The following is an 18,537-nucleotide window of genomic DNA, read 5'->3' on the forward strand; positions in this document are numbered from 1 at the left end:
ACTTTGGGGGCGGAGTTGTAGCACACTCTTGCCACCAGCCATGATCTCGCGCCGCAAGACCCTCTACCCCCTGTCGTCTTCCCTCCGACAGTATCTCTATCACTTCGGGCGCCAGTCTGAGATTCCTCTCGTCTACGAAGAACTCCATCGCTTCACCGGCTCCGCGCCCTACATCAACCCCTCGGGCGAAGAGACCCTCTGGCTGACCGTGATGTATCCTCCCGAGGTGATGGCGGAGCTCATTCCGCAGCTCACCGGTATCTATGCCACTTTGAAGATCGGCGGCGACCTCACCCTGACCGAACACCTCACCGTCGACCGCATCGACTTCGGCTCCTTCGGCAACTCGCGACCCTTCCGCGTCTGCATCCGCAACCTCTTCAACGGCAACTCGGACTACTATTATGTCAAGACCGCCGATGCTTCCCGACTCTATGGACTGGAGCTGGAACACCTTCTTTCCCCCAACCGGCTCAACTATCTCGTCAATGGCAACACCCTCATCGAAGAGCACATCGCAGGGGTGCCCGGCGATGTCTTTTTGCGAGATTACCTCAAGCGAAAAGACCTAAACAAAGTGCGGATCGCGAAGGAGTTCACCAAGTTCAACGAGCGTTGCTTCATCCGCTTGTTAGGCGACATGCGTTCGGTCAACTACGTGGTCGATATCACCCCGGACTTTGAGGAGATTCAGTATCGCGTGCGGCCCATCGACTTTGACCAACAGTGCTACGAGGGTCGCAGCAAGACCTACCTTTCCTATCACTTCGATTCCAACAAAGCGATCACCCGGGTCGCCTTCCGCGCCCTCAACCGCAAGACCATCGCGCAATACGTGGAGGAGGAACGCGCGCAGATGGCACGACGCGCCAAGGTCGAACGCATTCGTCTGAGCTCCCTGCTCTCGGTAATGAAAAAGGACACTCTTTCCCCCGAAATCAACGTGGAAACCCTACGCAACGACCTCGCCTCCTACTACCCCGGCGAAGACCTCTCCGATTGCAAAACAATGGGCCAACTCACTGCACGCCACCTTGAGATCATGCTGAGCTGAATGCGATAGCGAAGAGTCCCGCGCAGTGCGACCCGGGACTTCGCTGGCAGAGCCCCGCCTTTCGTCAGGACCGAAGTTGTGGCAGACTTCATCCGCATCATGAGTCCTCCGGAAGCCCTCAACCTCCTCAACGCCAAGTTGACCGAACATGGTCTCACCGCGCGGGGTTGGACCGGTCGTCTCGACAATGCCGAGCGCCGCTTTGGGCTTTGCAGTCCGGCAAAAAAGGAAATCTCCATCAGCCGAACCCTGGCCGCGCTCAATCCGGAAGAGGAAGTCCTCGATACCATTCTGCACGAAATCGCCCACGCCCTGGCCGCCATCGAGACCGGAGAGAACTGCGGACACGACGAACGCTGGAAGGCCATTTGCCGCCGGATCGGAGCGCGTCCCGAGCGCTGTTACGACAGTGACGAAGTCGCCGCTCCCGAGTCCCCCTGGGTGCTCGCTCACTCGGAAACCGGAGAAATCTTTTCCCACTATCACCGCAAGCCGGACAAGGACCTCTCGCAAACCTTCATCAGAGGCCGCAAGAAGGAAACCTTGGGAAAGCTCGAGGTCCTTCCCAATCCCAAGTTCTCGCAAGGCCCCATCGAGTATCTCGACCGCACCACGGTCCTGAACCTTCAAGAACGCATCCTCGCGCAGCTGGGACCGCTTGCGGAAGAATGCGGGCTGACCCTATCGGCGGGAAAGAGCCAATACTCCTCCACCGAAGCGACCGTGGGCATCTGCGTTTCCCTCGAACCCGCCGACGGCCTCGACCCCGAGGAACGGCTCTTCCGCGAATATGCCCCCCTTTTTGGACTCACCGAGCACGACTATCGCCGCAACTTCCACTCCAACGGCGAACCCTTTCAACTCGTTGGACTCAAACCCCGCAATCGCAAGTATCCCCTCATCGGCGAAAACGCGAAGGGCACCCGCTACAAGTTCCCCCTCGAGGTCCTTCGTTAGTCGGCTCACACCCCGGCCAGGGCGCAAACCGAGGCCCCAAAGTAGCCCCCGATAAAAAACAAACAGGCCACACCCATGAGGGTATGATGGGCCTGCTCATAACCTTTCCCTCCCCACCACCAACGGGCGTGAACGAAGAGCGCGATGCCCAGGTAAAAAGCTGCCATCCAGCGCGCGGAATCTCCATAGAGTTCGACAATTCCCCGGCTCGACAAATAGAAGGATTCGCGCAGGAGAAAACTTTTGCCGGCATAGGCAAAAATGAGCAAAGGCAAAACCAGTCCCAGCCCATAGATCGACCAAGCCTGTGACCCGCCTGGAGCCATCAGTCCACTCGCATCGTCCAGAATCGAACCCTTGTCCCTGCGCCTCATCACTGAGGATAAGTTTTTCCAGTCGCGACCTCAATGCTGATGTCGGCGGGAAGCATACCCATCGCGCAGCCGCCGAATCAAGACCGCCAGCAGAAACATCGAGGTGATCACCACGACCATGAAGGCACCGATTGGCTGATTGAAAATCGTGGCCCCCAGAAATCCCAGACCGGCCCCCAGCGCCCCAGTCACTCCGCTCCAGAAAAAGAGGCCCCGCACCGAGCCCACCAACTGGCGCACCGTCGCGGCGGGAGTGACGATGAAACCAAGCGCGAGAATCGCCCCCACCGCTTGCAAAGTCGTCACCAGCACCAGAATGAGAAGCGCGAAGAGACCATAGTTCAGCACCGAGGTGCGCACTCCCAAGGTCGCCGCCACATCAGGCTCGAAAAGAGTCGCGAGAATGGGTCGACGCAGAAACGCCAGCACCGTAACCGCCAACACTCCCACGCCATAGCTCATCCAAAGGTCCGCGTCGGACATGCCGACGATGTTGCCTAACAGCCAGTCTTCCAATCCCCCCGCGCCCTCGTAACGAGTCAGCATCATGACCCCAGTGGCAAAGGCCCCGGTCATAAGCACCGCAAGCACAGTCTCCTCGCCGACCATGGACTTGCGCGCGAAAAACACCGCCCCCAATCCCACCAAGGCTGCAGCGGCCAAAGCCCCCAGATAAACGCCTACTGTCGAAAGACCGGCTAACAAGACGACGGCGGCAATCCCGGGAAAGACCGAGTGACTGAGCGCACCCAACTTGAGCGGACTGCGATGGAGCACCACGAAGGCACTCACGAAACCATTGGTAAAACCAATCATCACCGCAGCCAGAAGCGCCCGCCGCATGAGCCCCAATTCAAAGACTTCAAACATGGAGCTCTCCTTTCTGCAGACCGAGAACCTCGCGAACCTCAACCCGCGCCATCACCTCGCTGACTTCTCCGAAGGCGACCTGTCGCTTCTTCATCACCAGCGCTTGATCAAAAATCGCTTCCACCGTGGCCAGATTGTGATGGGAGGCAATGACGAGGTGCCCGCGCGTGCCGAGGTCTTTCAAGGTCTCCGCCAACTCCGCGCCACTTTCCACATCCAGACCAGTGAAGGGCTCGTCCAGCATCACGATGTGTGCTTCCTGCGCCAACGCCCGCGCGAGAAAGGCCCGCTGCCGTTGACCGCCACTGAGAGCATCGATTTGGCGATGGGCCAGATCTTCGAGCCGCATCACCGCAATGGCCTCCTCGACCTTTTCCTCATCAATCTTGCGGGAGGCTTTCCAAAAGCCCACATGCGGCAGCCGCCCCATCGCCACCACTTCGCGCACGGTGACTGGAAAGCCTTCGCGATGACGGTCCAATTGAGGCAAGTAGGCAATCTCGCGCGTCGATCCCGTTAAAGCCTGACCCCGCCAGAGAATCGACCCGTGCTCCGCCTTCAAGAGTCCCGCCAAGGTCCGAATGAGCGTGCTCTTGCCCGCGCCATTGGGCCCCAACAGCGCCAGACGATTGCCACAGGTGGTGGCAAAGTCCACTTCGCAAAGAGCGGTCACCGACCCGTAAGTCACGCACAGCCCCTCGACTTCCAGCCGATGCGGAGAATGGCCCGGCTCATAGTGATGGTCGCAGCACTCACTCATGAAACTTCACCTCCACCTCTTCCAACAACTCTCCTTCACCCCAGATATTCAGCACAATCTCGGGCATCGCCCCCGCCCAGAGAGTGACCTTCATCGCGGTCTCCGGGGTGCCTTCGACAAACTCCGCCGCCACCACGAGAACCTCACCGTGCTTTTCTAACAGACACTCAAATTCCCCCTCCCGCTCCGGGCCCTCGATGCGGCCCAAGACCTCGTCGCCACGGCGAAGCTCCATCCAGACAAACTCGTGGACCGCGACCACGCTCACATCCGTGACCCAGCCCTCCGCGGACTCCAGGGCCACTACCTCGTCGGAAGATACGCTCGCCTGTCCCGTCACCAACGACAAAGGCCAGGCCAGCAAAGCTAACCCAGCCAATAGTAAAAAACCTTCCCTCAGTGGCGCATCTCTCATTTACCCAAGGCCTGCACAATGGCCGCTACATTCTCCTGAATCATCAGGTCATAGCTAGCTGTTGCGCCATCAGCGGTCAAGGCCGGGCCGATCTTGGCTCCCGCCTGCTTGGCCACTTGGGTCAAGACTTTGGGATTGGAACGCTTTTCAGGAAAGACCGCCTTGATGCCTTCCTCCTTCAGCTTGGAAACTTCCTTCGCCAGCTCCTGGGCAGGCACCTCGTGGTCCCCGGAAATCCCGAGCACGAAGATGGGCTCCATTTTGTAAGCCTTGCAAAAATACCCGAAGGCAGCGTGCGCGGTGACCAGCTTGCGCTGTCCCTTGGGGATGCTCGCTATCTGAGCCTTGACCCACCGATCGAGCGTCTGATAGCGCGCCCGCACCTGTTTGCTACGCGCCTGGTAATAATCCTTACCCGCGGGATCCATCTTGATGAGCTGCTTCTCCACCACCTTGGCCGCCCGCTCCATATTGCTGACATCATGCCACCAGTGGGGGTCAACCGTGCCCTTCGAGTGCTCGGGGCAACAGGCATAGAGTGCCTCGCCTCCCGAAATGGTGCGCGAGGGAATGGAACGGCCAACCTCCAGAACCGGAACTCCTCCCACGGCATCCTTCATCGCAGTTAAATAGCGCTCGATGCCTTTTCCCGACGCCACAATCAACTGGGTCCGCCCCATTGATTGCAAGTCTTTGGCGGTGGGGGAAAAGGTGTGAACATTGAAGCCCGGCTTGCCGATATCGGTCACCGATACTCGCTCGCCTCCCACCTGCCGGGTCAGATCACCCATGAGGGGATGGAGACTGGAGACCTTGATTTGCCCGGATGCCAAGCTGGCAACCGCGGTGAAGAGGAGAATGAGTAGTTTTTTCATAAGGAGTAGTTTGTTGATGTTATTCTAGCGGATTTCAGGCCCGCCCCAATCAAATCCAATTTGCAGGAAAACGCTTTGTTCGTTCCCCTCGGGAAGGTCGTCGAAATTTGCCTGCACGCGAGCGAAAGCACTCTGTTCTTCTGCAATTCGAAAACGCTTGGTCAAAGCCGCTGACACCCGGTGGCGCTCTTCGACTTCGAAAATCACTTCATCAGGCTCTGGCCCAGAGGACTCTCCTTGAATCCAGCCATAACGCAAACTGGTTTCCCAGTCCTCGGCGAATCCATAGGTAGCAGACACCACCGCACCCCAATGCTCGCCCGAGCCATCGATGCCCTCGTCCTCATCATGCCACTCCACCTCGCGGTAGTAGAGCTCCCCACCCACGCGGAGGAACTTACCACCAGGCTCCAAGCCATTGCTCCGATAGGTGTAGTAGTAGTCACCGGAATAAAGGGTGGTGTCGCGCCCATATCCGTTCTCCCCGAGACCAAAATTCAGGCCCCACTCGTGACGGTGAAAATCATTCTGGTCCCAACGCACCAACCAGCGCCCGGTGAGCAACTCGTCGGAGAAAAAGGCATCCTCGGCACCACCGTGGCCATGATCATGGTCGTGGTCGTCCTCTTCTTCCTCGTCCTCATGCTCTTCCTCTTCGTGCTCCCCGTGATGGTCGTGCTCGAGAGCGCTACCGAAAGCCAAGCTAAAGGCCGAGGTCACGGGACCATCCCAAATCCATGTCACTTCTCCCCCCTCGGTCACCAATCCCTCGTCACCGAGGAAATTCGCGGTCACCAGATTGGCATCGACAAAATCCCAACTGTGAAGGTGCTTGGAATTCTGCCCGCCAAAGCGATTGAGATAGCGTCCCCCACGGAGCTCGAAACCACCGGGCAATTCAACGAGCTTTAAAAAACCCTCTTCCCACTCCGCATCGAGCTCATCCTCAAAATTCTGAAACACATTCACGGTCGCAAAGCCCTGAATATGGTCGTTCAAACGCAAATTCGCTCCCACCTCCAGACCCTGCAAGACAACATCTTGATTGGGATCGTGCGCATGCGCCGCCAATTCCTCAAAGTCACCCGAAGTCACTCCTCCCACAATGCGGGCATGGGCCGAAAGAGAGACCCAATCCTTCGCATCATTCAACGCCCAATCCGCATGCACCGACGCCGTCGTTGCCACCAAAACTCCTATCGCAATTCGCATAACGCGATTAAGCTGCGTTAAGAATTCGACCCGCGCAAGACCTTAATGCAACAAAATAGCGTTTAATTCACTCCAAGGGCCATTCCCTCCGCCACGGCTAGCGCTTGCTGCCTTTTATCAAAGGAAAGAAAGGTCTCCGCCCCGAGATGAATGGCGGTCGCCAAGTGCAGGATATCCGCAAGGCGATTCCCGCTCACCGCAGTATGCTTGGAACTGATGGTTTCGGCAATGTAGTGAATCGCAGCCCAATCCGGACTCACCATCTTCCAGAGCCCACTTGCCAGGTCGGACTGAAAGTCGCGCAACATGGCATCGGTCTCGAACATCGAGAATCCCTGACTCGGGTTTCGCTCATGGATCCATCCCTGCAGCCGAACAGACTGGCGAAACTCCAGAGCGAGCAGACCAGCGATCGAGATGGGCTCCGTATTCTGGGCCATCCATGCATCTGCCTGCTTGGAGTGGACCTGTTCGCGGTAAACGGCACACAGAAAGGAAGTGTCGGGATAGCATTTCATTAAAACAAGTGGCGTTCTTCGGCCTCCCGCATCGCTTCCACCTCTTCCTCAGAAAAGACCCGGTCTCCCCAGATCCGCTTTCGCCGCGCTTCGAAGTCCGGCATCACGAACTCTCGCTTCGGCTCCTCCCCTTTCGACTCAGACGACTTTGCCGAGAGGTAGGCCACGGGGACCCCCCGCTTCTCGATCTGAATCTCCTCCCCTTCCGCCAGCCAAGCTTCGGCCTTGGAAAAGTTGTTACGCAGGTCGCGCACAGTCATCGTTTTCATGTGGACATTATTTGTCCACATGCGGCAGAAGTCAAGCTGGCTCAGGCTCGACTAGGCTTCCTTGCTGGCCGCACGGCGCAGGCGATCCATCATCGCGACCCCGACTCCGGTTTCGGTAAGCGGCTCGACGAGAATGATGTCGGGCTTGGCGTCATCGAGCTTTCGCAGGAGGTGGAAAAGTCTCACTCCGGCCTCCGCCAGCTTGCCACTGCCCGGGCTCAGCGCCTCTTGCGCAATCCACTCGTGGGCTTCCTCCCACTTGCTATCGCCGCGATAGCTCAAGAGAGCATAGCTCTTGCCTTCCTCGGGGGTGAACTCCTGATCTTTCTCCAAAATCACCACTTGGGCATTGGGCGCATAGTGACTGGCGGTTTGCCCCGGCACCTCGACGGTCTCTCCCTTCTTGGCCGGGCGGGCCTTTTTGACCGTTCCAAACTTACGCAACTCTTCGCGCGTAATCGGACCAGGTCGCAAAATGGTAATGAGCGGCTGCTTCTCCCCGGGCTCGATTTTAATGATCGTGCTTTCCAGGCCTTCGCGACAAGCCCCGCCGTCGATCACGAGGGGAATCTTGCCATCCAATTCGGCCAAAACAGCCGCCACACTGGTCGGGCTGATACGGCCAAAAAGATTCGCGCTGGGTGCCGCGATGGGACCGACTTGCTTGGCCACCTCGCGCATCACCTCGTGGGCACTGACCCGAACCGCAACGGTGGGCAAACCCGCGGTGACCGAATCCGGAACCTCAGGCTTTTTCGGCAGCACCAGGGTCAACGGCCCCGGCCAAAATTCCTGGGTGAGGGCCCGCACCGCGTCTTCGATTTCGGCAGGAACTTCCGCCACCTTCTTGATATCGCGCCAGCCGTGGAGATGAACGATCAGGGGGTCGAAGGAAGGACGCCCTTTCACGGAAAAGACTTTGGCCACTGCCGCTTCATTGAGGGCATCGGCAGCCAGTCCATAGACCGTCTCCGTGGGCAAAGCGACCACCTCGCCAGCGCGCAAAAGGTCCACTGCTTCGCCCGCCAAATCGCGCCAATCTTCGAAGTCCGCTATCTCGACCCGTGTTTCCATGGCTTCCGTTACAAGGGTGCGATTACTTTTTCAATGTTCGATTGATAAGCCCCTTCCGTCGTTTTTGGTTTTTTCTGACAGGGGCCTTGGTTAGGCTGCGCCAGCGAATGCTAAAGAACCTGGTGTTAGTCGGATTTATGGGCACAGGAAAGTCGACGATTGGACGTCAACTTTCCAAGGCTCTCGGCTACCCGCTCATCGACACCGATGCCCGCATCATCGCCCAGCAGAAGCGGCCCATCGCCGATATCTTTGCCAAGGAAGGGGAAGAATTCTTTCGCGACCTCGAGACCCAGGTCCTCCACAGCCTGACCGAAGACAAGTGCCACAAGCGCATCATTGCCACCGGGGGCGGCATCATTCTTCGCGAGGAAAACCGCAAGCTTTTGCGCGAATTGGGATTCGTCGTTTGGTTGGTCGCTCAGCCGGAGACCATTCTCGAGCGCACCTCCCGCAACAAGGAACGCCCTCTCCTCGATATCGAAGACCCCGCCGAGCGCATCCGGACCATGCTCGAGGCCCGCAACCCGCTCTACGACGAAACCTCCCACCTCATTCTGGAGACCACCAGCCTCAGCTTTTCCGAGATCACCACCGGCATCATCGAATCCGCCCGCTATCACTACGGCAGCCAGTGACCCACCCATGAACGCCCTCATCTCCGCAGCCGACACCCTGCGCCAGGAACTGCGCGGACTCACCTTTCCCGCCCCCGTCACCCACACCTACAACCCACTGGAATACGCGTGGGAACGGCATTGCGACTATTTGGAAAAGTATGGCAACGGCACCAAGCGCGTCCTCTTCCTCGGCATGAACCCCGGCCCCTACGGCATGGCCCAGACCGGAGTGCCCTTCGGTGAAATCGAACACGTGCGCGACTGGCTGGGCATCGATGGCCCGGTAGGAAAGCCCGACCCCGAGCACCCCAAGCGTCCCATCACCGGCTTCGACTGCACCCGCTCCGAAGTCTCGGGCAAACGGCTCTGGGGACTCTTTCGCGAAACCTACCCCGACCCCCAGGACTTCTTCGCCGGACACTTTATCGCCAACTACTGCCCCCTCGTGTGGATGAAAGACACCGGCGCGAACCTCACCCCCGACAAACTTCCCGCCGCCTCCCTCGTTCCCGTGGAGGAAGCCTGCCTCGCCCACCTTCAGACCCTCATCCAGACCCTCCAGCCCGAATTCCTCATCGGGGTCGGAGCCTATGCCGAGACCAAGCTGAAGCAAGCCGCCGGCACCATCGACTACCCCGCCACCCTCGGCCGCATCCTCCACCCCTCCCCCGCCAGCCCCGCCGCCAACCGAGGCTGGGCCGAAGCCGCCACCAAGCAATTGCTGGAGCAAGACATTTGGGATTAGGAAAACTAGCAGGAAGCGAAAAGGTCTCCGCGCAAAGAAGACGGTTGTCGTGCAGCCTCGGAGTCGTCTTCGCAGAAGGATTGAAGAGACCTGTTAGATTTCGTAGCGGGGATTCTTGTCGATCTTCAAGGAGAGTTCATAACCCCAGTTCTCATGATAGCGCTTCATCAGCGAAAGGTCTTGGAGATGGGTGAGCTTGACCGGACGAAGCTCGAGTCGCGGAGCGTGGCCCCCATAGTTGAGGTTCCAGAGATAGATGCGACCAGTGGCAAGGCTTTGCCTCAGGCTAAAGTGTTCCATCTCACACTCCGCCGCCAACTCCCGATAAGGACTGAAGGCGAGTTGATAACAGGGCATCTCATCCAAGAGCCTCAGATTCCCATAAACAGATGCGGTGTAAGACCCCTTGAAACTTTGATACGCCGACTTGTTCTCCTCAAATAATTTCTCTAACTGAGCGCTATTGGAAAGAATGATGAGCTGGGGACTTTTTGACATGGATTCGGTTTCCGCATTGAAGAAATAAAAGGAGACCCCGTCAACCCGTCACGCTCGAAGCTCACTTGCTCCTCTTCCCCTCTCTCCAAACAAAAGTCAGACAAGACCGAATCCCACTCGTTCCACCGACAACATCAAATTTTTCAGTCAAGTCGTTGGGTCCAACGAAGCCAACAGATAGAGAACCATACTCTGGAAAAGAAACCCCATCACCCAACTTAGACAGATACCCAAGGCTTTTCAGTCAAAGCATTCTTAGACTAAGGGATTTCCGTCCGTTTTGTCGTGCAAAGACGAAAGCTTTCACGTTCCTAATCGTATCAGGTGAAAACCTCCATGAGACTACTCCCCCTCCTCACCTCCCTAAGCTATCTCTTGCTTTCGCTCGTCCCCGCTACCGCCCAAAAGGTCGTGCCCCACGGCGTCCCCGGAAACTGGCAACTCGTCAACGCCTTCTCCGACGAATTCAACGGCCCGAAAATCGATACCCAAAAATGGGAGACCCACACCCGTCCCTGGGGCGAGCGGTCTTGGGACCCTGATAATTTGGTGCAAAAGAACGGCAAACTCTTCATCACCGCCCGCTACGAACCCCACACCCTTGGGGGCACGGAATACTTTTACAAACTCGGCATCCTTCAGTCCCACAAGAAAACGACCTATGGCTATTTCGAAGCCCGCATCAAGGGTTGCAGCCGCTTCCCTGGTCTTTGCCCCGCCTTCTGGCTCTACAGCAACGGTCGCGAACGGAATCCGGACTATCCCCGCGTCACCTACAGCGAGGTCGATATCGTCGAAATGCTTCAAGGCCTTTACCATCCCGAACTCCACAAGTTCACCGGCCCCAACTTCATCGACTGCAACCTCCACACCCGCATCCTCGATGAAAACGGAAAGGAGATCTGGCAACGTCCCAACAGCCTCCCCGAGCTCTGCCGGAATCACTACATCGCCCCTTGGGACCCGCGAGACGACTTCCATATCTATGGTGCCGAGATCAGTCCTGAGAAAATCGTCTGGTATATTGATGGAAAGAAAGTCGCTGAGTCTGAAAACCGCTATTGGCACCTTCCAATGACTCTCGCTCTCACCATGGAACTCCGCCCACCCTTCATCGACTGGGCTGGCGAAGCCACGCGCGTCCCCGTGCCCGAAGCGACCACTCCTGATGGTTTCCCCACCACCATGACCATCGACTACGTTCGTTCTTGGGTCCGCAAACCCTAGAGCCCGCCCGAAACTCCCAATCGTTCAGCGCACTCGGATCTCGATCGCACTCTGAATTCCGTCCCTCCTCATTTCCGGAAGCGTCGGATCCGCCAGCGGGATGGCGTCATCCCAGGAGTATGCGGTGATAGTAACCCCGCCTTCCTGGTGCGCGGTCACCACCCCGAACTTGTCCACCGACGCCACCGCCGGGTCACTGGATTCCCATACCACGCCCTGCCGCGTCGCATTCGCCGGCGCCACCGTCCACGCCAGCTGCACCGACTCCCCCTTCGCCAAGTCCTTCCCAACATTCTCCACCGACAAGCCCGTCATCGCCACATACGCTTCCGCCTCCAAAATCCCGCCCAATTGCTCGTAAGCCTTCTTCTGCTCCGCCGTCAATTCGTCCACTTTCAAACCACTCCGGCGCCACTTGTTCCAACGCTTTGGCACCTTCTTGACCTCCTCTCCAACTTCTTCAAAAAGGTCCGTTCGCAAATCAAAGAAACGTCCTTCGGGATAAAGCGAGCTCGGCGCGTAGCGCTTGAATTCCTTCGTGAAGACATACTCAATCTTCTGACTCAGATCAGACGAATCGTGATTTCCATTATACCATGTGTAGATGTAGTCCCGATGCCCCTTCTCAGACTTGCCGGTCACCTGCTTCCAAAAACTCCTACCGTCTAATACAAAGTTCTTTGGCAGCGGGATATCCGCCGCCTCACACAGCGTCGGCAGAATATCGGTCACATCGACCAACCCCTCATAGGTCTGCCCCGGCACAATCTCTCCCGGCGATCGCACCAGCAGGGGCACATGCAAGCCCCCCTCCTTGTTCGCTCCCTTGTTACCCTTGAAAACCGTCCCGTCGGGCAGAATATGACTGTGGATTTCCTTCGTCCCATTGTCACCCATCAGCACCACCAGTGTCTCATCCTCCAGCTCAAGAGCCTTCAATTGATCGAGCACTTGACCCACCATCTTATCGGTATAGGCGACCATATCGGGGAAATACTTCGGGTCATTTCCCCTCATCGCCTTCGGACTCGTCTGCTTCAGGTGGTCCCAGTCATCATAGACACTCTCCGGCTTCGTATCCGGAGTCGGCGTATGCTCATCGTGCACTAGCACCATGGAGTAGTAGAGGAAGAACGGCTTCTCCTTCTTCCTCTTCATGAAGTCGAGCGCATAGCGGTTGAACACATCCGGCCCATAGAATCGCCGCCCCGTCTCAGGGTCGACGCCATCCGTCTTCAACGGCTTCCCGTTCTGAACAATCTTCGGGTGCAACATCCGGTGCCCTTCCGTGGTCACGTCAAAGCAACAAAACTCATCCCACCCGAACTCATATATGTAATCCTTGCCCGGAATCTCCTTCGTCCCCCGCGTTTGCTTCCACTTTCCTACCAGACAGGTCTCGTATCCCTCCCGCTGGAACAGGTCCCCGAAGGTAATGTCCGAGGCATGCTGCGACTTCGGCTTATGGTAGTTGCGGTTGTTATTTTTCCCGCTCATCAGCGCAATCCGCGTCGGCTCACACAGCGGATAAGCATACGCAAAGTCACACCGCAATCCGTCCACCGCCAAACTATCCATCCGTGGCGTCTCAAAGGCAACATCCTCATAATGCCCCTGCAAGGAACCCAACTTCTCCGCCCCATACGCCGAAACGCCATAATGACTCAGATCATCAATCAGGATCAGCACCACATTCGGCTGCCGCTCCTCCCCCTGCCCAAAGACCACCCCCGACAAGGCCACCACTCCTGTTAAAATCCTCCTCATCATCTTCATCGTATCTTTGCAATTCAGCCTTCCTTGTCGTTCCACACCGCCTTCGCTATCTCCTTCTTAAACTCCTTCACCTTCTCCGCATACTCTGGCCTTCCCGCCAGATTCACCCACTCATCCGGATCCGCCTCCAGATCATACAACTCGTCTTCACCCCAACGAAACTCAGTGAAACGATACCGCTCGCTAATCACCCCCTTGCGCCCGCCAACACAAGAGACATGCGCCACCCGTTCCCACTCGCGATTCGGATTCTCTAACAAAGGCTTCAAATCCCGCCCGTGTAGTACCACTTCCTCCGGTTTCTCGATCCCCGCCAATGACAAGAGAGTCGGATAAATATCGATATTCTGCACCACCCGCTCACACACCTGCCCGCCTTTTACCCCGGGCGCCTTAATCATCAACGGACACCTCATGCTCACGCGGTAATCTTTATTCTTCTGCCAAAGACCGTGCTCCGACAAGTGATACCCGTGGTCCCCCCACATCACGATGATGGTGTTCTCATACTCGCCCGTTTCTTTGAGCGCCTCAATGATTTTTCCCATCTGCGCATCCGCATAGGTCGTGCATGCCAGATAGGCCCGCTTCAACCTCCTCGCCTCCTCATCGTCCACTCCCTCATTCCAAATATTCGAGCTTAGTGGCCGCTGATCCTTCTTGTGGACCACCCGCTCCACCCCTTCCGGAACCGGTGCCAGTTCACCCGCATCCTCCGGATACATGTCGAAGTATTTCTTCGGCGCGATCCAAGGCAAGTGAGGCAAAGTGAACCCCGCGCTGATCAGAAATGGCTTCTTGCGGTCACGCTCCTTCGCCAGAAACTCCACCACCGCCTCCGCCATCTCCCCGTCATGCAGTTCATTGTCCGCACAATCAATTGCCAGATACGCCAGGGCTGCTGGACCCGACTCCATCGCTAACAGGATGTCCAAGTCTTTGAGCACTCCGCCTTGTTCGACGACCTTATCCTGATGATGCTCCATCAGACGATACACCTCTGGCTGCCCATAAAAACGCCCCGGAACATCCCACGCCTTTCGCTCGGACTTCGGCACGTGCCCATGGTATAACTTACCCCGCGTCGCGGTCCAATACCCCGCCTCATGAAACACCGCCGGCCACGTCGACTGCATGGTGAGCATTGTTTCATAAAGCACTTTCGAATCCCCCTCCGTGAAGTTCCGGTTATCAAAGCGAATCCCCGACAGCATGGAAGACCGTGAAGGCATGCACAGAGGATAGTTCACATACGCGTTTTCAAACCGCGTCGATTCCGCCGCCAGCTTGTCCAAATTTGGCGTGATGACCTCTTTCGCCCCATAGGCCCCCATCTCCGGTCGCAGATCGTCGTAAGCGACAAAGAGAATATTCGGTCTCCTTCCATCCTCCGCTAACGCGGCAGAAATCGTTGAAACGAACCCGACAACTAAACTAATGTAATACTTCCTCATCTCACGCTAAGCAATTTTCGCTCTTCAGCCACGCTGGGAACGCCTCTTCGCCACCGATTTCTGCAACAAAGATCGAAAAGGATTTGGTTTTTCATTCTCGGGCTGCGAGCTCCTCCAAGCAAGACCCACAAATCTTCGGAATCACGAGTCTTTGCCGGAACCCCAGCCAGACCGAGAATCCTCCCAAGCTACTTCTTGAGGAAATCAGGTGAAACGGGTAGAAAATAGCAATGAACGAATCCGTAAGAAAAGCCCGATGAGCCAGGACAAGCTCATTGGTGGGTTGGAGCTGGGAGGCACCAAAACTGTCGTCGCGATTGGAACGGAAGCGGGGGTGGTCTTGGAGGAAGAGCGTTTTGCGACGACCACTCCTGCGGAGACCTTGGACCGGGCGGTGACTTGGTTGGAGGAACGGGGCCAACCCTCCGCAATCGGGATTGGCGCTTTTGGGCCTCTTGGGGTTGTTCGTGGTCAGGACCAGTATGGTTGCCTTCTCTCTACCCCCAAGGAGGGCTGGTCGGATATTTCGATTCTGGCTCCCTTCGCGAAAGCCTTTCCTCATGCCCGCTTGAATATCGAGACCGATGTCAATGCGGCCACTTTGGCGGAAGCTCGTCTGGGGGCGGCCAAGGGATTGGATGACGTGGCCTACATCACCATCGGCACCGGCATCGGCGCGGGAATCTTGGCGGGTGGCCATCTGATTCACGGGTCGCTTCACCCGGAGTTCGGCCACCTGAAAGTCCCCCGGCATCCCGACGATCGGTTCGACGGGGTTTGTCAATTTCATCACGACTGCCTCGAAGGTCTCGCCTGCGGACCGGCGATCGCGGCGCGCTGGGGCACGGCGGCGGTCGACCTACCGGCCGACCACCCCGCGTGGGAGATGGAGGCGTGGTATCTGGCCCACGGGGCGCTCTCGCTCCTCAGCATCGTCGCCCCCGCCCGCATCATCATCGGCGGCGGGGTTTCGCAGGCCGAGAGTTTTCACGAGAAGGTGGAAAACATTCTGCGCGAGATCGCCGCAGGCTACTTTCACCCTCTCGGCGAGGGGCCCTACATCGTACCTCCCGCGCTCGGCCAACAGGCTGGAATCGCGGGAGCTCTCCTGCTGGCCTAACCAGCCACCGCAACCAGCTCGCCCCCTTGTTCGGCCGAGGCCAAACAGGCATCAAGGATCAATTGGGTCTTGAGAGAAATGGCGGGCCAATCTTCGTTTAAAGTCCCCGAGAACACCGCCTTGGCGAAATTCTGAAACATTCGCGTGTCCTGCCCCCAGGGTTGACCAGTTTCGCCGAGAACATGGGGATTGGCAGGCACCTTCACCTCTGGACCAGCGGTGACCCGGTGTTCAATACGGTTGATCTCGAAGGCGGGCTCGTAGCTGTTCCAAGGATGGATGAAGTCCTTCATCGAAACCGTCCCCTTCTGTCCACAGATATTGGCCCATTGCTGCAATTCCGCATCGAACGAACAATAGAATGAACCCGAAACGCCGTTGGAATAAAAGAGCTCGCCCGAGAAGGCAGTCGGGGTCTTGCCATCATCGGCTACGGCGAGGGTATGGGCCGAAACTTTCGAAGGAAGCTGCCACTGCATGGCAAAAAGAATCACACGCAGATTATACCATCCCAAGTCACCCAAACAACCCGCTGGCTCCAAATCAGCATTGACCCGAATATTTTCATCAAAATCATCTCCCGCCAGAAAGGTGAACTCCGAGCTGATTCTCCGAATGGGACCAATCCGTTGCTCATCTTCTAACAGCTTTCGCAAAACTTCGAGCCGCGGACTGTGCATGAACATGACCCCGTCCATAAACTGCACCTGGTTCTCCCGACAGGCTTCAATCATTTCCCGCAGGTCCTTTGCAGTAACCGCACAGGGCTTCTCGCAGATCACATGCTTACCAGCTTGCGCGGCCTTGATCACCCACTCTTTCCTTAAGGCGGTGGGCAAGGGAACATAAACCGCATCGATTTCCGGTGAGTCTAACAGCTCGCTATAATCGCCATAGGCGGTGGGCGCCTCCTCAAAAGAGAATTCAGCCTGATGGGTCTCGATGAAATTTCCCGCCTTGCTCTTATCCCTCGCGGCAACGGCTTTGACCACACAGGTGCCAGAGTGGTAAATCGCCTTCCAGTTCTTCCCCGCGATGCGCGCGGCGCCGATGAATCCGATTCGCAATGGTTGTTTCGGTTGGTTCGTGCTCACCTCCCCACCCTCGCTTTCCTCGCCCTGAAGGCAAACCCAAGTTGCCACCAATTTTGGAAAAGGTACCGCAAGGAACTCAATGCTGAACGAGAAAGTGACCCCCATTGCTGGACTGGGGTGGTTCTGGTTTTTTCGCCGCAAAAGGGCTCAAAAGGCTCAAAGAGGAAGAGGCCTTGGCTTAGCAAAGTGATGAAGTCCCTTGAGAGCCTCCCAACCTTTCATTTTTGCGATCTTTTCGCGCCTCTTTGCGGCTCGATATTCGTGCAGCATCCAGAACGAGCGCCCCGAGCGATCCCCGTGCGGTTTTTCTAGCTGAATTCTCCAAGAGTGGCATGATATAGCTGGCGCCGCCGCTGACGATGAACACCTACTCGATGCGCAAACCCCGCTCCTTTGACTGGGCCAAGGCTTTCTTGGTCTCCGTCGCGGTGCATCTGTTTCTCGTCTTGCTGTGGGTCGGGGCCATGGTGCTGGAACTCTTTGTGATTGAAGCGCGTGAATTCGTGGAAGAAATCGTGCCAGAGGAGTCGATCGTCACTCTGCAAGCCGAGATGGTGGAGGTTTTGCAAGAGGCCCAAATGGAGACCACCCCGGACCTGGCCGAGGTCGAACCCAAGCCCGCCGAAAAGGAATTCGTCCCCACCCGACCGAGTCAAGAAACGAGCGAGGAGGTCAAATCCGAGCGCTACTTTGGCGAAAGAAGCACCGCCGCCGCCAGCGAGGGAGAAGCCGCCGAGTCCGGGCTGGAAGTCCCAACCCAAGACGGACGCGAGGCCCGCACCCCTAATGACATGGAGTTGGCGAACTCGGACTTTTCCGACGGCGATCGCGAGGGAGCACCCGGCCAGCCTGGCGAACCCCTTCCGCTCTCCGAGACCGCCCTCATCCAGGAATCCATCCCCGAACCGGAGATGGCGGAGCAAAGCAACGAGTTCCCCGAACTCGCCGAACCGCTGGAGACCCCGCCCTTCGAAGCTCCCGAGCCGACGGAACCCACCGCCCAGGAACGATTGGAGCAGGCTCAGGCCAAGGCGGCGGAGCTCCTTGCGCTCGATGAGAGCATCCCCGTCCCCAAAGAAGAGGAAAAGCCCGAACCCAAAGAGGAAACCGCCCCGGAGGAAAAAATCCCCGAGCCCAAGCCTGCGGCCCAGTCAGCACAAATGGCGGGCGGAGTCTCGGGCAATCGGGGCCTCGACGGAGGCTTCGACCGCGAGGCGACCAAGACCCGTTTGAGCGGCACCATCCGCCGACGAGGCGAAAGCTCCCTGGAGGTGGAGGATAGCGTGAAAGGACGCTTTCTCGCCGAGGTGAATCGCGAGATTGAGAAGGCCTGGCAACGGGAGTGCATCCTGCGACGCGAACACATTTTGCCCGGAGTGCTCGCAGTGAGCTTCGTGGTCAATGACACTGGGAAGGTCACCGGCTTCCGGTTCGATTCCCGAATCGCGGGCGGCACCATTCAGGAAGGCTTCACCATGCGCGCCATCCAAAAGGCCAAGATTCCCGCCATGCCAGCGGAGATGAAAGAAGAACTCGATGGCACCCAATTGGAGCTCAATCTCACCTTCTTTTTCTAGGCGAGTTCGCCTCCGGTGCTTTCGGGTTCGGCCCCCCGGAGGGTATGT

The 18,537-nt window shown here is 57.5% G+C and carries 20 protein-coding genes; 7 read left to right on the forward strand and 13 right to left on the reverse strand.

Annotated elements, in window-relative coordinates; all coding sequences use genetic code 11:
* Positions 1–40: 40 nt before the first annotated feature.
* On the forward strand, positions 41–1,054 hold the full coding sequence (locus tag IE099_RS05110; protein WP_189567942.1) for a hypothetical protein: 1,014 nt from the start codon (positions 41–43) through the stop codon (positions 1,052–1,054).
* 99 nt (positions 1,055–1,153) lie between these two features.
* Positions 1,154–2,011, forward strand: coding sequence for a SprT-like domain-containing protein (locus IE099_RS05115; RefSeq protein ID WP_229809393.1), 858 nt, complete (start codon positions 1,154–1,156; stop codon positions 2,009–2,011).
* A 5-nt stretch (positions 2,012–2,016) separates the two neighbouring features.
* On the opposite strand, the gene IE099_RS05120 is transcribed toward IE099_RS05115, so the two are convergent.
* From IE099_RS05120 to IE099_RS05160, 9 genes are all read right to left on the reverse strand, one after another.
* The gene (locus IE099_RS05120) at positions 2,017–2,385 is read right to left on the reverse strand and encodes a hypothetical protein (RefSeq protein WP_189567946.1); all 369 of its coding nucleotides are present in this window, start codon (positions 2,383–2,385) and stop codon (positions 2,017–2,019) included.
* A 30-nt stretch (positions 2,386–2,415) separates the two neighbouring features.
* A complete protein-coding gene (locus IE099_RS05125) occupies positions 2,416–3,255 on the reverse strand; it encodes a metal ABC transporter permease (RefSeq protein ID WP_189567948.1) in 840 nt (279 codons plus the stop codon).
* Entirely contained in the window at positions 3,248–4,015 is a 768-nt protein-coding gene (locus tag IE099_RS05130) for a metal ABC transporter ATP-binding protein (protein ID WP_189567950.1), read from the reverse strand. Before IE099_RS05130 ends, IE099_RS05125 begins: the two co-directional genes overlap by 8 nt.
* Positions 4,008–4,394 carry a hypothetical protein gene (locus IE099_RS05135; protein WP_189567952.1) on the reverse strand — a complete coding sequence of 129 codons (387 nt, stop codon included), beginning with the start codon at positions 4,392–4,394 and terminating at the stop codon, positions 4,008–4,010. The genes IE099_RS05130 and IE099_RS05135 overlap by 8 nt, the downstream gene beginning before the upstream one ends.
* 32 nt (positions 4,395–4,426) lie before the next feature.
* Complete coding sequence (locus tag IE099_RS05140) at positions 4,427–5,305, reverse strand: metal ABC transporter substrate-binding protein (protein ID WP_189567954.1); 879 nt, start codon at positions 5,303–5,305, stop codon at positions 4,427–4,429.
* 24 nt (positions 5,306–5,329) lie between these two features.
* Positions 5,330–6,517: a hypothetical protein gene (locus tag IE099_RS05145; protein WP_189567956.1), complete on the reverse strand. Its 1,188-nt coding sequence runs from the start codon at positions 6,515–6,517 to the stop codon at positions 5,330–5,332.
* A 62-nt stretch (positions 6,518–6,579) separates the two neighbouring features.
* A complete protein-coding gene (locus tag IE099_RS05150) occupies positions 6,580–7,035 on the reverse strand; it encodes a type II toxin-antitoxin system VapC family toxin (RefSeq protein WP_189567958.1) in 456 nt (151 codons plus the stop codon).
* Positions 7,035–7,304 (reverse strand): type II toxin-antitoxin system Phd/YefM family antitoxin, encoded by a 270-nt coding sequence (locus IE099_RS05155; RefSeq protein WP_189567960.1) that lies wholly within the window; start codon positions 7,302–7,304, stop codon positions 7,035–7,037. Before IE099_RS05155 ends, IE099_RS05150 begins: the two co-directional genes overlap by 1 nt.
* Positions 7,305–7,355: 51 nt before the next feature.
* Positions 7,356–8,378: an L-threonylcarbamoyladenylate synthase gene (locus IE099_RS05160; RefSeq protein WP_189567962.1), complete on the reverse strand. Its 1,023-nt coding sequence runs from the start codon at positions 8,376–8,378 to the stop codon at positions 7,356–7,358.
* A 107-nt stretch (positions 8,379–8,485) separates the two neighbouring features.
* Between IE099_RS05160 and IE099_RS05165 the strand changes: the two genes are divergently transcribed.
* Complete coding sequence (locus IE099_RS05165; RefSeq protein WP_189567964.1) at positions 8,486–9,016, forward strand: shikimate kinase; 531 nt, start codon at positions 8,486–8,488, stop codon at positions 9,014–9,016.
* Positions 9,017–9,023: 7 nt separating this feature from the next.
* A complete protein-coding gene (locus tag IE099_RS05170) occupies positions 9,024–9,743 on the forward strand; it encodes a uracil-DNA glycosylase family protein (RefSeq protein WP_189567966.1) in 720 nt (239 codons plus the stop codon).
* Between the two features lie 93 nt (positions 9,744–9,836).
* On the opposite strand, the gene IE099_RS05175 is transcribed toward IE099_RS05170, so the two are convergent.
* Entirely contained in the window at positions 9,837–10,241 is a 405-nt protein-coding gene (locus tag IE099_RS05175; RefSeq protein WP_189567968.1) for a hypothetical protein, read from the reverse strand.
* 336 nt (positions 10,242–10,577) lie between these two features.
* Here IE099_RS05175 and IE099_RS05180 point away from each other — a divergent pair, with 336 nt between their 5' ends.
* Complete coding sequence (locus tag IE099_RS05180; RefSeq protein WP_189567970.1) at positions 10,578–11,468, forward strand: kappa-carrageenase; 891 nt, start codon at positions 10,578–10,580, stop codon at positions 11,466–11,468.
* A gap of 24 nt (positions 11,469–11,492) precedes the next feature.
* Here IE099_RS05180 and IE099_RS05185 read toward each other — a convergent pair whose 3' ends face one another.
* Both IE099_RS05185 and IE099_RS05190 read right to left on the reverse strand, forming a co-directional pair.
* Complete coding sequence (locus tag IE099_RS05185; RefSeq protein ID WP_229809394.1) at positions 11,493–13,238, reverse strand: sulfatase-like hydrolase/transferase; 1,746 nt, start codon at positions 13,236–13,238, stop codon at positions 11,493–11,495.
* 20 nt (positions 13,239–13,258) lie between these two features.
* On the reverse strand, positions 13,259–14,698 hold the full coding sequence (locus IE099_RS05190) for a sulfatase (protein ID WP_189567975.1): 1,440 nt from the start codon (positions 14,696–14,698) through the stop codon (positions 13,259–13,261).
* Positions 14,699–14,954: 256 nt separating this feature from the next.
* On the opposite strand from IE099_RS05190, the gene IE099_RS05195 reads away from it, so the two are divergent.
* Positions 14,955–15,818, forward strand: a complete 864-nt coding sequence (locus IE099_RS05195) for an ROK family protein (RefSeq protein WP_229809395.1) — start codon at positions 14,955–14,957, stop codon at positions 15,816–15,818.
* On the opposite strand, the gene IE099_RS05200 is transcribed toward IE099_RS05195, so the two are convergent.
* Positions 15,815–16,912 (reverse strand): Gfo/Idh/MocA family protein, encoded by a 1,098-nt coding sequence (locus IE099_RS05200; protein ID WP_229809396.1) that lies wholly within the window; start codon positions 16,910–16,912, stop codon positions 15,815–15,817. The genes IE099_RS05195 and IE099_RS05200 overlap by 4 nt on opposite strands.
* Positions 16,913–17,271: 359 nt before the next feature.
* On the opposite strand from IE099_RS05200, the gene IE099_RS05205 reads away from it, so the two are divergent.
* The gene (locus IE099_RS05205; protein ID WP_189567981.1) at positions 17,272–18,489 is read left to right on the forward strand and encodes a hypothetical protein; all 1,218 of its coding nucleotides are present in this window, start codon (positions 17,272–17,274) and stop codon (positions 18,487–18,489) included.
* The last annotated feature ends 48 nt before the right edge of the window (positions 18,490–18,537 follow it).

This window comes from Roseibacillus persicicus (genome assembly GCF_014651675.1).
GTDB classification, from domain to species: domain Bacteria; phylum Verrucomicrobiota; class Verrucomicrobiia; order Verrucomicrobiales; family Akkermansiaceae; genus Roseibacillus; species Roseibacillus persicicus.